The organism is Streptomyces beihaiensis (assembly GCF_026274175.1).
GTDB lineage: Bacteria > Actinomycetota > Actinomycetes > Streptomycetales > Streptomycetaceae > Streptomyces > Streptomyces beihaiensis.
Map to the genome: position 1 here is coordinate 1 of NZ_JAPHNL010000059.1, position 15,367 is coordinate 15,367.

The following is a 15,367-nucleotide window of genomic DNA, read 5'->3' on the forward strand; positions in this document are numbered from 1 at the left end:
TCTGGACCAAGACCGCAGACGAGATCCTCGAACGCCTCGCAAGTTATCTGAACAGAATTCCCGACTCAGAACACTAGGATCGCGACGCACTCCACGTGCGCGGTCATCGGCAACATGACACAAATGAGAAACGTGACACCAGCAGGTCAACAGCCATTTTCTGGTTTACCGGAGGGGTCTTCGGGCGCTCGGAGCGTCAAACGAGCGTAAACGACCGGCCGGAGCAGCTTCCTCACTCAATCGCTTCGACCAGGTCTGCCAACAGCACGTCAGCCACCAGTTCCTCGACTACGGCAGTGCCGTGTTCGGCCATGGCACGGGTCAGCTCGGGGTCCCAGGGAGCCTCGGTGAGTCGGCCGGGCTTGGGTCCGTGCGATGTGCGGGCTGCCGCGGCACGGTAGTCCACCGCTGTCATGCGCCAGGGGCGGGCCGGCGTCTTGTCCAGGAGATAGGCGGCGATGCGGATGCCTTCGCCGTCGAAGTCGCCGTGATAGCGGAGGATGGCGCCCCGATCCGCGAGAAGGCGGAGGAGGTGGATGGCCGCGCTGTTGGGCCAGCCGGATGTGCACACGAGCGGCGGACAGTCCGGGCCGAAGCGGCGTACGGCCAGAGCCAGGATGCTGGGGTTCTCCACGGCGTGGACGACGGGTGGGGAATCGGAGGCGAGGGTGAACTCGCCCGGGGCCCGCAGTTGAGCGAGGGTCAAACTGGTGGCCTGACCGACCTCGGCACATACACGGGCCACACGGGCGAGCGGGCCTTCACCGGCCAGGCGTAGTCCACCGACGAGAACGGTGGCCGACAGATCGTCGTCGGCGACGCCCGCGCGCGTCCACAAGGCGCGCCGGTCCGCCGCGGAGTCCGGCACGGCGGTGTCGTGAAGAGTCGCCAGAGCACGAAGGACAAGGGTGGACAAGCGGGTACCGTCGTCGAGTGCGTGGGAGTCGCCCTTCAGGACCCGGGCAGCGAAGACGGGCAGGGGCTCCGCCTGGGCCGGGAGTTCCGCGAGCACGGCCAAGGCCTCTGCAAGCAGGTTCCGGGTCAGGTCCGGTGAGCCACCGACCAGGCCGGTGGCTCGGCACGACGCGGTCCAGCCGGCGAGCGCGGGCTGGGCCCGCACGGTGGTATGACCGTCCAACCATGCCCACAGCTCGGCACGTTCGTCTTCCTTGCGGCGCCGTTCTGCCGCGCGATCGTCGAGGGGTCCCACGAGTTCGGTGACGGTTTCACGCACCGAAAGGCCGGACAGCTCGGTGACGGCCTCTTCCAGGCGGGCCAGCGAGACGGAGGGGTGAGGATCCGGCAGGCGGTCCAGACCCAGAAGGTCGGCGAGAGCCTCACGCTGAGCTTCGTCAAGCGGTCCGAGGCGCACCCGGGTGACGGGGCGGCCGGATGACAGTCGGCTGTGGACCGTGTGCCAGAGCGGGCGGAGTTCGGGACGGCGCAGGGTGCGTTCACCCGGGGCCGGTTCGGTGTGGGTCATCCCGCCTCCAGATCGGTGCCGTTCCAGACGAAGCGAGCGCTGGTGACAGCGTCATCGTCCCCGTCGGTGAGGAGTTGGTGGACTGCGATGCCTGGTAGTTCGCCGTAGGTGCACCACTCGTGGTCTGAGGTGACCATGAGATCAAGGTCGAGTGCGGTGAGCAGGGCGAAGACCTGTCCGCGGTTGACCGCGTCCACGCCGACGAAGACCTCGTCGAGCAGGATGGGCCGGGGTGCCAGCGGCACGGCCTCGTAGTGGGCGGCGACGGCGGCGAACAGCGGCAGGTGCAGGGCGATGGCCTTCTCTCCGCCGGAGAGTGCGCCGTGCAGCTTCTTGGTCAGCGGCTGCCAGCCGGTTCCGTTCGCCCGGTCGAGGCGCACGGTGAAGCGGTGCCAGGCGGTGTAGTCGAGTACCTCGCCGAGCTGCTCCTCCCAGCTCGCGGCCGTGTCGCTGTCCTTGGCCTCCTCGATACGGGAGCGGAAGAAGGCGTGCAGGGCTTCCCGGTCGGTCTCGTTGACCCGGCCGGGGTCCTTGAGCAGCAGCTGACGGGCGGAGCGGGTGCCCTCCGGGAGATCCGGACGGACGTCCCAGACAAGCTGGACTGCGACGTTGGAGGCGGTACGAACCCGCTCAAGATGCCCGTTCATACGGTGGACGAGTTCGCCGGCCTGGCGGATGCGGGCGGCGAGGTGACGGCGGATGTCGCCGGTGAGGATCTGGTCGAAGAGGCTCCGCTCAGCGGTGGTGATGTCGTCACGACTGCGGTCGCGCTCCTGGGTGAGCGCGGCGAGCAGGCCCGTCGCCCCCGCCCGCATGCCGTCCAGAGTGGCGGTGAACAGCTGGATGTCGTCGTCGGGCTCCAGATCCAGGTCGGCACGGACGCCGAGGCGCTGGCGGGCTTCGTGGACCGCTTCGGAAAGGCGGGTCGCGGCATCACCCAGATTGCGTGGGGCGTGCGGGATTCCGGGCCACTTCGCCGCTGTGGCACGGGCGGCCTCCAGGGTGGCCTTCGTGCCGTCTCCGGCGCCGAGTTCCGGTGTGATACCCGCATCCTCCGCGAGCCCCACCAGACACAGATGCCGGAACCGGTACGCCGCGCGGTCCCGGGTGGCGACGGCTCGCTCCCGTCGTTCGGCATCCTGACCACTGGTTGCCCGCAGACCTCCGATACGGCCTTCCAGTCGCAGGAGGAGATCGGCCGCCCGGCCGGCCTCCTCACGACAGCGTCGCAGTTCGGCGCGGGCCTCGGCGACGCGCGCGACGATCTGCCGGTAGTCCTCGCCAACGGTGGCCTCCACCGCCTCCAGGCGCGCCTTCAGTCCCGCCGCCTCGGCCTCGGCGGCAGCGGCGTTCTCGGACTGCTCCTCGGCAGCTCGGCGCGAGCGGTCTGCCTGCGCGGTGCTCTGACGAGCCCTGTCGGCGGCGGCGGTCGCGGCGAGACGGGCGTCGACCCAGCTGTCGGCGGTGTCCCTGAAGCTGTCGATGTCGGAGGAGAGCGCATACAACCGGTCGCGATCGGTGGGCAATCCGTGTTCAGCCGCCCGACGGCTGAGCGTGCGCAGAGCGCCTGCCACCTTGGTCTCGCACCGGGCCAGATGGGCAGCCGCGTCGCGCACGGCGTCGTCGCGGGCCGCCACCTTCTCCTCGGCTCCGTCCCAGTCACGCCGACGGGCGTCGAGTTCCAGGTGGTCGGGTCGGGCCGAGCGGTCTGCGTCCAGCCGGGCGCGGCGAGCTCCGAGGCCGCGCAGTTGGTCGTCGAGCGTGGCCAGGGAGGCGTTGGTCTCGCTGATGTGCTCGGTCAGTTCACCGATCCTGCGCTGCCGGAACCGTTGCCGCGCGAGGGCACCGATGTATGCGGGTTCCGGCTTGCTCCACGTTCCGGTGGCGAGCGCGAGACGCCAGGCACCGTCGGCGGAGACGGCCGCGGGGTGACCGCCGGGCAGTGCAGTGCCGTACGCGACACCGGCGAGGATACGGGTCACGGTGTCGACCGGGACGGGGATGTCCTCCTCGGGTTTCAGCACCTCCAGCAGACTGGGCCCCGAGGCGGTCACGGTCAGGGCCGCCTCGGCCCTGGTGTCGTGTCCCGGCAGGGCGATCCCGTCGTAGGGGCTGACCCAGGCATCCAGGAGGCCCGATGCCTCCAGTGCCGCCTCCACCGCGGCCTGCACGGGGAGCGGAACACCTTCGTGGAAGGCGACCAGTCGCCACAGGGGTGCGCCCGCCGTCGCCGTGCGGACGGTGGTGCGGGTGGGAGGGGGCGAAGGCGGCAGGTCGGTCTCGTCGCTCAGCCGTCGGACTTCCTCCTCGAGTCGGCTCCGCTCGTCCCGCAGCTTCAGACGTGCGGCTCGCGCGGTGGCCTCCGCTGTGGCGATCTCTTGTTCCAGCGGGCGTGCGGCGGCGTCGACCAGCGCCGTCACCTCAGCCTCGTTCGCGGCCCTGGCCGCCAGTTCCCCAGCATCGGCAATGCGCAGTTCAGCGCAGTCGCCGGCCCAGGCGAGCAGGCGTTCCGTCTGCACGGCAAGGGCGCCGTCCCAGGCTTCGGACGCCTCGTCCCGCCGGGCGATCGCCTCCGCGAGCCGGCTACGGGCGTCCTCCAGCAGACTCTCAGCGACACCCCGGTCGCGTACCGCGCGATCGTGCTCGTCCATCGCCTCGGTGATGAGGACGGCCTGCTGGCGTCGGGCGGTGACCGCACCCCGCAGCAGCCTGCGGGCCTGTCGTGCCCCGTTCTCGCCCGCCGTGCGTGTACCGGCCGAAGCCGGGGGGCGACGGCCACCGGCCTCGTGCCCCGGGCTGTCCTCGAGGGTCACCACGGAATCCGCGTCGAGAAGCGTCTTCACCTCATGATGGATCGACTCCATACCCGCCGCCCGGGCCGAGCGGCGTGCTTCCTCGGCGGCCTCGCGCGCGTGCTCGTCGAAGGTACCGGCCTGGGCCTCCGCCTCGTCGGCGTACCTCCGGTCCTCCTCCGCGCTGACCTGAGCGGCCTGCGCGGTGGCACGCTGTCGCCGGGCGACGGCTGCCGCTTCGTCCGTACGACGGCGGAGCCGGTCCAGTTCCTCGCCCTGCTTGTACGCGTCGCTCTCGCGCAGCCCCTCGACGGTCTCCTCCAGGGCGTGCGCTCGCACCTCCTGTCCTTCGCTCAGGACCTGGGCGGACTCCCTTTCCGTCAGCGCCTGTTCGAGTTCCTCGGCGCTCTGGCGGGCGACGCGGGCGAGGTCGTCCATCTCCGTGGTCGCCGAGATCAGCGCGGCCGAGCCGGCACGCAGGACACGTCGTGCGTAGGCGCGCTGCCGGGATGCGACGGTCTCTGCCGCTGTCACCTCGTCGTCGAGCCGTTTGAGGTGTTCGCGCTGGCGGTCCAGCCGCTCGAAGCCTTCGGCGAGTTCAGCGATCTCGCCTTCGCCCAGTGGGGGAAGGGCGCGGGACAACAGGGTGGAGAGCAGGGACGGATCGAGCCGTTCGGACAATTTGGGCTGGCGCAACTGGAGCAGGGCGGACAGCAGCGACTCATAACGCTGCTCCCCCATGCCGGAGAACAACTCGCGTCGTACCGCCGTGCGGTAGTCGGTGGCCGAGGCATGGACGTCGCCTCGGTCGCGCAGGGCCTCCACCAGCGCTGCCCGTGTCAGCGGCTGTCCCGCATCGTTGACGAGGAACACACCGGTGGGGTGGGCGATCCTGGAGCCGGTGGTGAAGTAGTCGGCATGTACCCCGCTGGTGTGCACGCTCGCCTGCAGACGCGCACCACAGCCGAACCACCGCTCGGCGCCGTCTTCGCCGAAGCGGCGGAACTCCATCCACACATACCCGACACGGGTCTTGCCGGAGGCGCCTTCGCCGAGCAGGTTCCAGTGCATGGTGCGTTCCGCACCGCCGAACGTGGAAAGGCGGTTGGGGCGCAGGCTGGCGTCGAAGAGGAAGGGCAGCAGAAGTTCGAGGGCCTTGGACTTGCCCGAACCGTTCTGGCCGCGCAGCAGCAGGCGGCCCTGATGGAAGGTGAAGGTCTCGTCGTAGTAGCGCCAGACGTTGAGGATGCCCGCGCGGTGCGGCTGCCAGCGGCCGCGGGCCGACTCCACCGCCGTTGCCGGTGTCGCAGGCGACTCGGCGTACTCGGGCCGCCGCGGGACCGGAAGCTCCGTCACACTCACTTCTGATCCCCTTCTGCCGCAACGCCACCGGAAACCACGGCACCTGCCCTCTCGCGTCGGTTCACGTCCCACTCCGGTCCGAGCTCGTCATCCGGATTCGGACTCGTCGTCTCTGTCAGGCGATAGCGGTACGCGGCCGGGCATGCGACGACACGCCCTCCGGCCGCGCGGACGAGCCCGACGTCACGCAGAACACGTACTGCGTCGTCGGAAAGCCGGACCGCGCCGTCCTCGGACTGATACGCCTTGGCCCAGCGCGGGAAGCGGCGCAGCAGACCCGCTCCGGCCTCGGCAAGCTGTTCGGGCAGCATTCCGGCGGGCGCGGCGCAGAGCGGTTCCAGAAGGAGCAGTGCGGCGACTCTGGCAGTGGAGGTGTCGTCGGGGAAGCGGACATCGGTGGCGATCCCGTCCGGGTCCACGAGCAGGTAGCCCTCCGCGCGTTCCTCCAGGAGGAAGCCGGCCTGTTCGACCGAGCGACGCAGGATCTGACGTCCAGTCAGAGACGTGACGTAGGCCAGCTCGTCCTCGGTGAGGTCCACCCGGTGCAGCACCGGGTCGTCGAAGAGGCGACGCAGCACCGAGTGCCGCAGCCTCAGGTTGCGTTGCGCATCAGTGGCGGCGCTCCCGCTGTGTGTCTCGTCGGCCGTCCCGTCGACGACCACGCCGCCATAGCGGCGCTCCCGCACCAGGCCGGTGAGGAGTTCCTCGAACCGCGCGGGCACCTCGTCCGGGGGCACGGCGAGTCGGGAGGCGCCGACGGGGGCGGCGGGCAACCGCATCAGCAGGGTGGTGTCCACGCGGTAGAGGACCTTGGCCTCCGCGGACTCGACGTACGCCTCAGTCGTACCATCCACCGCGCGCAGCACGTCGCAGGACTCCAGCAGCTTGAGAACATCGACAAATGCCATCCGCTCCAGCTTGTGGACCGGGTCGAACACGGCCAGTGCCCGGTCGGCCGCCGTGGCCTGCACGACGCGGTCGGCGAGCATGCCAATGGTTGTCATGGGCATCGACAGCAGCTCGGCCGCGGTCACGCACAGCAGCACATATCGCAGACGGTCGAACGGGGCCCGGCCGGAACGTGCCCTACGAGCCGGGCGGGAACCGTCCGGGTTGGCGCGCACCTTGGTGAGGCGGGCGTAACCGCGGCGGGGCTCCACCACCAGGCTCCAGCCGCAGGTGTAGTCGAACCACTGGGCCAGTGGCTCGCGACGGCGTCGTACCAGTTCGAAGCCAGTCGGGTCGGCGGTCTCGGTGAGCAGGGGGCGGGCCAGGAGGAGACGGATGGCGCGAGCGACCTCCTCCCGTTCCGCGGCGGCCAGTTGGTTGGCGAGGGCGCTCATCCTGTGGCCTCCTGCGGCGTGGCGCGGAGGGCCGAGGAGACGCTCGCTCCACCCGCCGCCGTGATGTGGACGACGTAGTCCGGTCCGGTCAGTGAGCCCTTTGCGGTGTGCAGTACGGCGGTGCGCTCATCGGAAGGCGGTGCCAGGGCGATCTCCACCCGGCCGTCTCCCGTCGTGGCGCGCCTCAGGCCGCTCGCGTCCGGCCGGGCGGCCAGGGCACGGCCGAACAGGTCGAGCAAGCGGTCGAAGACGGCGGGATCCAACGTGCCGAAGGAGGACAGACGAACAGGTCCGGCTGTCTCCAGCACCTGCCAGGCGCGTGCGAGTTCCGCTCGCTCCGCGCGAGCCCGCTCGGCACGCTCCGCCCTGACAGCCGCGACGTCCCGCACCTTGGCCGTGCGAGTGAAGCGCTCCGTCCGTCCACTGGTCCGCAGCAGCGCCGACACCTCCACAGGCGGGGCCTCGGACCAGGAACGGGACGACGGGATCAGCTCGGGGTCGGAGTGGGCCAGATGAGCGTGGCGTGCCGAACCGAGCCCGAAGGCTGCCGACCACAGCCGGTGCAGGTCCTCTTCCGCGGGGGCCGCCGCGAACCAGCGTGCCAACTCCCGGAAGTCCTGCACGGCGCTGGAGGAGCGGCGTCGCGACTCGTTGATCCGTTCCAGAACCTGCAGGAGCGAGACGATGGCCCGCCGGGCTATGTCGTGCAGTTGTTCGATCCGAGGTCGGGCACCGTCGTCCTCCAGGAACCACGCACGCAGGCCCGCCCAGCGCGCCCGCCTGCTCTCCAGCCAGCCGGCCGCCGGATCCTCACCGGCCACCGGCGGGAGCTCTGCCCCGCGCAGGGCTCGCTCGCGCAGTGCAGCGGTCCCCCGCTCCTCCACCCGGGCCACGGCAGCGGCGACCGCCTGCCCGCGCCGGTCGAGGTTGACCAGGAACTCTTGCAGATACGCGACGGTGGCGGCCTTGACCTCACGGAACACCTCCAGATCCGCGCCCTCGGCGCGCAGGAGGCGCTGCAGTTCACCGTTGAACGCCTTGGTGTTCTCCACCAGAGCGTCCAGATGCCCCTCCAGCTCCCGCAGCGTGCTGAAGATCCGCCGATCGGCCGACGCCGGTTCACCGAAGAGCAGACACAGCTCGTCGAGCCGGTCGGCGATCGCCTCCAGCACGGCCGTCTGCAGCGCGCCCGTGGAGGCGAGAACCTCAAGCGCGTGCCTCACTCCGGCAAGAGCGGCCTCGCCCCGGCGGGTCAGCGAATACTGCAGGTTGCGCCGTTCGTACTCCTCGGCCGTGCGGTAGTTCTCCGCGTGGTTGTGCACCACATCCAGGAGCTCCCACTGCACGAGCTTCCTGAGCGCCTCATACAGATCCTCACCCTCGACCGGCGCCACCCAGCCGACCCCGCGCAGCCGCTCTCGCACCGCGTCGATCCCCAGCGCCGTCTCCAGGTGTTCACCGGACACGCCGAAGACGTCCAGCACCGCCCCGTACAGATCGGACCTCTCCACCGTCGTGAACCGGAACATCTCCGGTGGAACCCTGCGCACGCCTGTCGCCCCTCCCCGTTGCCCCGACGGCATCCGGATGTCCACCGTAGAGGGAGGCACCGACATTCAGGGGCGAGTCGCAGAACAGCGGATTCAACCGGTACCGCTGGGCACCCGCCCTCGGTGCGGCAGACGCGTCACCGTCATCAGGAGCTTTACGGATCTCGACGCTTTCTGCGGGACGACTGCGTGTCACCGGAATTCCTGACTCCTGCGTGGCCGCGTGCGAGCGCCGGCCGGAGAACTCCTCTCTGCGGTGAGGGGCCTTACGGCGTGCGGCTCGCGCGCCTCCATTCCCTCGGTCCCGGGGATGAGGTCGGTCTGTATCGGTGCGGGAGCCGAACGCCGGGTGGTTTCCGGGACGGGCAGGACGTTCCGACGTTGCAACTCGGCGACGCTGACCAGCGGTGACATGAGCACACGGTCGAGCAGCTCATTGTGAGCAGATTGCAGTTCGACCAGATGCCACAGGAGGGCCAGCACGTACTGGAGATCCTCACCCCAGGCAGGTAACCACCGCTCGGGCCTGATGCGGTCCAGCTCGCTGACGGCCCCTGCGGGACGGCGGTCCCGTCCTGCGTTTCAACCAGCCGTCGAGAACGTTCTCTCCGCTGACCTGGTAATCCCTCATCCCGATGTGCAGCGCCTCCGACCACAGTGCGGCGTCACCGGTGAGGGGTACGCCGTTGGTCATGAGTTCGTCCCTGGAGGAAATCCTCGTAGAGATGAACGTGGGCGTCGGGCGTCCGGGATCGGATCGCCTCCCCGTCGACAGCGTCGATGACCTGCACGAGCGTGTCGATTCGGCGCGCGAACTCGGCGTCCACCGTCTCCGTCAGCAACTGCAGGGCTCGACCCATGACCGTGTTCTCGGCCTTCAACTCACGTGACACGTCAACGAAGTTGCGGACGGCAAGCGGTACGTTCTCGATACGGGCCAGCAGGAGGGCGAAGGCGATCGTCTGGACGTAACGGTCGGCGAAGAGGTGGTCGGGGTCTTGTCCATCGGTTGAGGGGAAGAGCACCTTGCGCCAGTGGTGCGCCAAGGCGGTGAAAGGCTTGCGGGCCCGCCGCCGGCTGCGGGGACCGTCCGGCGTTCTGCGTTCGAGGGCGAGCTGCTCCAGCACCTCCTCTCGCAGGTATTGGCACAGCGGAGCGATTGACGACACCAACTGGCTAATAGTGGTGACGGGTCGGGGCTGCCACCCTAGAAATTCCCGCACGGACTGGTATCCAGGTGGCGAGGTGATACCAGCCACTCAAGACCTCGGACCACGCCGCCGTCCTTCGTGGCCCGGTCGGGCTGCGGTCTCGGTTCCAAGGTGCGTGCGACGAGGTAGCAGCGCGCGCCGCCCCAGGCGAGGTGCCGTCGGACCCCCGAACCGGAGTCCTTGCCCCGCGCCGACGGCCCCGGTCCGCGCGGTCCAGGGCCGGAGAGGTCCGCGAGGTCGAGACTTCCGATGTTCGAGCGTCATCCGAGCGTCAAAAATTCTGGATTCCGCATCCCCACGTCGCCGCGAGACCCGCGTCAGCCCTCGAAGCTGCAGCTCAGACCGCTCTGCACAAGAGAACCTCAGTCGACGCATTCCGCGTGTGAAAACAGGTCGAGCTGACCACCTGAAATGCAAAACAGCAGGTCAGATGCCCTTATCGGCAGGCTCAAGAATAGCCACGCACTCCACGTGCGACGTCATCGGGAACAGATCGAACGCCCGCAGCGTCCGCACCCGGTACCCGCCCTCCCGGAAGTACCCCAAGTCCCGCGCCAGCGCGGCGGGGTCGCACGCCACGTACGCGATCCGACGGGCGCCCAGCGTCGCGAGGTGGGAGACCGTCTTCTTGCCCGCGCCCGCGCGCGGCGGGTCCAGGACGATCAGGTCGACGTCCGTGATGCCGGTGCGCGGCAGGACCGACTCGACCTTGCCGTGTTCTACGCGGACGCGGTCGAAGGCGGCGAGGTTGTGGCGGGCGTCCTCGACCGCGCGCTTGCCCGACTCGATGCCGAGGACCGCGCCCTTGTCGCCGACGCGGTCGGCCAGCGCCCCCGCGAAGAGGCCGACGCCGCAGTACAGGTCGAGCGCCGTGTCGCCCTTGCGCGGCAGCAGGCCCTGCATCACCGCGAGCATCAGCGTGTCCGCGGCCTTCGGGTGGACCTGCCAGAAGCCGCCGCTGCCGACGCGGTAGGTGCGGTCGTCCGCGCGTTCACGGACGAAGGGGCGGCCGTGGACGCGGTGGATGCCCTTGTCCTTCTCCCCGACTCGCAGGACCGACACCGGCTTGTCCAGTTCCACGATCGGCAGGCGCTCGCCCGGCTTCGGGGTCAGGATCACCTGACGGTCCTGGGAGCCGGTCGCCGCGATCGCCTCGACCGACTCCATGCCGCTCCAGTCGCGGCGCTCGATGCCGAGCTCCGAGACGCCCTCCGCGGCGATCATGCAGTGGTCGATCGGTTCGACCTCGTGCGAACGGTGGCGGCGCAGGCCCGCGTGGCCGTCGTCCGTGACCGCGTACTGGACGCGCGTACGCCACTGCGGGACCTGGCCCGCGGGGAGCTTGTCGCCCTCGGCGGGCATCACGGTGCCGTCCCAGCCGGCCTCCTCGGGGGTGAGGCCCGCGAGGTGCCGCAGTTGCTCCGCGATGACCTCGCCCTTCAGGCGGCGCTGCGCGCCGGGCTTGGCGTGCTGCCAGTCGCAGCCTCCGCAGCGACCGGGGCCGGCGTACGGGCAGGGCACCTCGACGCGGTCCTTGGACGCCTCCAGCACCGTCACCGCGTCGGCGCGCAGAAAGCGGTCGCCCTCCTCGCCCTCGGTCACCCGGGCCACGATCCGCTCGCCGGGGAGGGTGTGCCGCACGAACAGCACCTGGCCCTCGCTCGTGCGGGCGATGCAGTGGCCGCCGTGTGCGACGGGGCCGACCTCGACCTCGTACTCCTCCCCCACCAGGGACTTCTTCGGTTCTGCCTGCATGGCGGGGTGCTCCAGTACGTAGGGGAGGACGGCGTCCGGTGGCGCTGCGGGGCCGGCTGCGGGAGCCGGTGGACAACAGCCCACCAGTCTACGTCCCTGAACGGTGGGCCCCGCGCCGTCGTCGTGTCAGCTCTTGCCGGTCTGTTCCTTCGTCCGTTTCTCCACGGGGCCGCGGCGCACCGAGCCCGGCGCGTTCCATTCCTGGCGTCTGCGGGCCCGCAGCTTGGCGGCCTCGGAGGACTCCAGCTGGTACGGGACGGAGGTGACCATGATGCCGGGGGTGAAGAGCAGGCGGCCCTTCAGGCGCAGCGCGCTCTGGTTGTGGAGCAGATGCTCGTACCAGTGGCCGACGACGTACTCGGGGATGATCACGCTGACCGCGTCGCGCGGGGACTCTCGGCGCAGATTCTTCACGTAGTCGATGATCGGGCGGGTGATCTCCCGGTAGGGAGAGTCGAGGACCTTCAGCGGTACGTCGATGCCGCGTCGCTCCCACTCCTCGCGCAGGGCCTTCGTGTCGGCGGGATCAACATTGACGCTCAACGCCTCAAGGGTGTCCGTACGCATCAACTTCGCGTAGGCCAGCGCCCGTAGCGTCGGGCGGTGGATCTTCGACACCAGGACGATGGAGTGGACGCGCGAGGGGCGCACGCTGTCGTCGGACGGGGTCTCGGGGGCGGCGATCTCGTCGGCGACGCGGTCGTAGTGCCGCCGGATGGCGGTCATCGTCACGTAGAAGACGCACATGCCGAGCAGTGCGACCCAGGCGCCGTGGGTGAACTTCGTGACGAGGACGACGACCAGGACGAGGCCGGTGAAGAAGGCGCCGAAGGCGTTGATCGAGCGGGAGCGGATCATGCGGCGCCGCTGGGCCTGGTCCGTCTCGGTGGCCAGGTGGCGGTTCCAGTGCCGGACCATGCCGGTCTGGCTCAACGTGAACGACACGAACACGCCGACGATGTACAGCTGGATCAACCTGGTCGAGTCGGCTCCATAGATCAACGTCAGCAACATGGCCGCGCCCGCGAGCAGCACGATGCCGTTGGAGAACGCGAGCCGGTCGCCGCGCGTGTGCAGCTGGCGCGGCAGATAGCGGTCCTGGGCGAGGATCGAGCCGAGCAGCGGGAATCCGTTGTACGCCGTGTTCGCAGCCAGGAAGAGGACGAGCGCGGTGGCCGCCGCCAGGATGACGAACATGAAGCTGCCCTTGCCGAAGACGGCCTCGGCGACCTGCGTGATGACCGGGTTCTGCACGTAGCCGGAGCCGACGGCCGCGCCCTTGTCGATCAGATCGGTCGCCGGGTTCTCGGCCATGCGTACGTGCGTGGCCAGCGCGAGGCCGATGATGCCGCAGAACATGGTGACGGCCAGCAGGCCCATCAGGGCGAGGGTGTTGGCCGCGTTCTTCGACTTGGGCTTGCGGAACGCCGGTACGCCGTTGGAGATCGCCTCGACACCGGTGAGCGCGGCGCACCCGGAGGAGAAGGCGCGAAGCAGGAGGAAGATCAGGGCGAATCCCGCCAGGCCCTGGTGTTCGGCTCTGATGTGGAAGTCGGCGGTGGGCGCCTTCATGGTGTCGCCGAGGACGAAGCCGCGGAACGCACCCCAGGCGATCAGGGCGAAGACGCCGCTGACGAAGACGTACGTCGGAATGGCGAAGAGCTTGCCGGACTCCTTGACGCCGCGCAGGTTCATCAGCGTCAGAAGCACGATCACGGCCGCCGCGCACAGCACCTTGTGCTGGACCACGAACGGGATCGCGGAGCCCAGGTTCTCGATGCCGGAGGCGATGGAGACCGCGACGGTCAGCACGTAGTCGACGAGCAGCGCGCTGGCGACGGTGAGACCGGCGCGCGGGCCGAGGTTGGTGGTGGCGACCTCGTAGTCGCCGCCACCGCTCGGGTAGGCGTGCACGTTCTGCCGGTAGGAGGCGACCACCGTGAACATCAGCACGATGACCGCGGCCGCGATCCAGGGGCTGAAGTGGTAGGCCGACACGCCCGCGACGGAGAGGACCAGCAGGACCTCGCCGGGCGCGTAGGCCACGGAGGACAGCGGGTCGGAAGCGAAGACGGGGAGAGCGATGCGCTTCGGCAGGAGCGTTTCACCCAGCCGGTCGCTGCGCAGAGCGCGCCCGATCAAGAGTCGTTTGGGCACGTCGGTCAGTTTGGACACGCAGAGGATCGTAAAGGGTGGCCGTGCGGACGGCCCAGCCACCCGCCCTTCGCGCCCGGCGCGCGTCGGAGTCCGGCCCGGACGATCAGGACGAGGACGCGGAGGTCGTGTTCGAGCACATTGCCGATACGGTGTCCTTGACGCGGTCCATACACGGCCCGCGTCAAGCCCGAGATCGAGCCGCACCGGCTGGACCGAGCCGCGAGAGAGAGACATGAGCAGGACATTTACGCAGGTCGCGTGGCCTGTGAGGAGTGCGGGGTAGGGCCGTGCATATCGTGATCATGGGCTGTGGCCGCGTCGGGTCCCAACTCGCCCAGACCCTGGAACAGCAGGGCCACACCGTCGCCGTGGTGGACCAGGACCCGACGGCGTTCCGCCGTCTGGGCTCCGGATTCGGCGGTCGGCGTGTCACCGGTGTCGGATTCGACCAGGACACCCTGCGCGAGGCCGGGATCGAGGAGGCGGGCGCCTTCGCGGCGGTCTCCAGCGGCGACAACTCGAACATCATCGCCGCGCGGGTGGCCCGCGAGATGTTCGGCATCGAGAACGTGGCGGCGCGGATCTACGACCCCCGGCGCGCCGAGGTGTATCAGCGCCTGGGCATCCCGACCGTCGCCACCGTCCGGTGGACGGCCGACCAGATGCTGCGCCGTCTGCTGCCCTCCGGGGCCGAGCCGCTGTGGCGCGACCCCACCGGTGGTGTCCAGCTGGCCGAGGTGTACGCGTCCCCGTCCTGGGTGGGGCAGAAGATCAGCCGTCTCCAGGAGGAGACGGGCGTGCGCGTCGCGTTCCTGACCCGGCTCGGCGAGGCGATGCTGCCGACGTCGCAGACGGTGGTGCAGGAGGGCGACCTCATCCACGTGATGATGCGCACGGACGACGTAGAGAAGGTCGAGGCGGCGTTCGCCGAGGGGCCTGAGGAGGGCGGTCACTGATGAGGGTCGCCATTGCCGGAGCCGGGGCGGTCGGCCGTTCCATCGCGGGCGAGCTGCTCGAGAACGGCCACGAGGTCCTGCTCGTCGACAAGACACCGACGGCGATCTCGGTCGAGCGCGTCCCGCAGGCGGAGTGGCTGCTCGCCGACGCCTGCGAGATCACCTCTTTGGACGAGGCGGCGCTGCAGCGCTGCAACGTGGTCATCGCGGCCACCGGTGACGACAAGGTCAACCTGGTCGTCTCGCTGCTCGCGAAGACCGAGTACGGGGTCCCGCGGGTCGTGGCCCGCGTCAACAACCCGAAGAACGAGTGGCTGTTCAACGAGTCGTGGGGCGTGGATGTCGCCGTCTCGACGCCGCGCCTGATGTCGGCGCTGGTCGAGGAGGCGGTGAGCGTCGGCGACCTGGTGCGGCTGCTGCGCTTCAGCCACGGCGACGCGAACCTGGTGGAGCTGACGCTCCCGCCGGAGTCGCCGCTGGCCGGCACGCGCGTGGGCGATGTGCGGTGGCCGCAGGACACGTCCCTGGTGACCATCATCCGTGGCACGCGCGTCCTGGTGCCGAGCCAGGAGGACGCTCTGGAGGCCGGGGACGAGCTGCTGTTCGTCGCCGCGCAGGCACGCGAGGAGCAGCTGGAGGACCTGCTGTCCGCGCGGAGCGAGGACTGACGACGACCAGCTCGGGCCGGGCGGACCAGCGCGGACTCCTGACGGAGTAACGGCCGACGTAAAAAGTTGTCAAAGGGCCGCCCCGCCGAG

9 protein-coding genes are annotated in these 15,367 nt (G+C 69.7%); 2 read left to right on the forward strand and 7 right to left on the reverse strand.

Annotated elements, in window-relative coordinates; translation table 11 throughout:
- Nucleotides 1-232: 232 nt before the first annotated feature.
- The 7 genes from OFY01_RS07765 to OFY01_RS07795 form a co-directional block, all read right to left on the reverse strand.
- Nucleotides 233-1,483, reverse strand: coding sequence for a TIGR02679 family protein (locus tag OFY01_RS07765; RefSeq protein ID WP_266597650.1), 1,251 nt, complete (start codon nucleotides 1,481-1,483; stop codon nucleotides 233-235).
- Nucleotides 1,480-5,637 (reverse strand): TIGR02680 family protein, encoded by a 4,158-nt coding sequence (locus OFY01_RS07770; protein WP_323135486.1) that lies wholly within the window; start codon nucleotides 5,635-5,637, stop codon nucleotides 1,480-1,482. Before OFY01_RS07770 ends, OFY01_RS07765 begins: the two co-directional genes overlap by 4 nt.
- Nucleotides 5,634-6,980 carry a TIGR02678 family protein gene (locus OFY01_RS07775; RefSeq protein WP_266597654.1) on the reverse strand — a complete coding sequence of 449 codons (1,347 nt, stop codon included), beginning with the start codon at nucleotides 6,978-6,980 and terminating at the stop codon, nucleotides 5,634-5,636. The genes OFY01_RS07770 and OFY01_RS07775 overlap by 4 nt, the downstream gene beginning before the upstream one ends.
- Complete coding sequence (locus tag OFY01_RS07780; RefSeq protein ID WP_266597656.1) at nucleotides 6,977-8,530, reverse strand: TIGR02677 family protein; 1,554 nt, start codon at nucleotides 8,528-8,530, stop codon at nucleotides 6,977-6,979. Before OFY01_RS07780 ends, OFY01_RS07775 begins: the two co-directional genes overlap by 4 nt.
- 665 nt (nucleotides 8,531-9,195) lie before the next feature.
- Nucleotides 9,196-9,657: a hypothetical protein gene (locus tag OFY01_RS07785; protein ID WP_266597658.1), complete on the reverse strand. Its 462-nt coding sequence runs from the start codon at nucleotides 9,655-9,657 to the stop codon at nucleotides 9,196-9,198.
- A 510-nt stretch (nucleotides 9,658-10,167) separates the two neighbouring features.
- The gene (locus OFY01_RS07790) at nucleotides 10,168-11,496 is read right to left on the reverse strand and encodes a class I SAM-dependent RNA methyltransferase (RefSeq protein ID WP_266597659.1); all 1,329 of its coding nucleotides are present in this window, start codon (nucleotides 11,494-11,496) and stop codon (nucleotides 10,168-10,170) included.
- A 126-nt stretch (nucleotides 11,497-11,622) separates the two neighbouring features.
- A complete protein-coding gene (locus OFY01_RS07795) occupies nucleotides 11,623-13,671 on the reverse strand; it encodes an APC family permease (RefSeq protein ID WP_266597661.1) in 2,049 nt (682 codons plus the stop codon).
- Between the two features lie 269 nt (nucleotides 13,672-13,940).
- On the opposite strand from OFY01_RS07795, the gene OFY01_RS07800 reads away from it, so the two are divergent.
- Both OFY01_RS07800 and OFY01_RS07805 read left to right on the forward strand, forming a co-directional pair.
- Nucleotides 13,941-14,609, forward strand: coding sequence for a potassium channel family protein (locus OFY01_RS07800; protein WP_266597663.1), 669 nt, complete (start codon nucleotides 13,941-13,943; stop codon nucleotides 14,607-14,609).
- Entirely contained in the window at nucleotides 14,609-15,277 is a 669-nt protein-coding gene (locus OFY01_RS07805; RefSeq protein WP_266597665.1) for a potassium channel family protein, read from the forward strand. Before OFY01_RS07800 ends, OFY01_RS07805 begins: the two co-directional genes overlap by 1 nt.
- Nucleotides 15,278-15,367 lie beyond the last annotated feature (90 nt).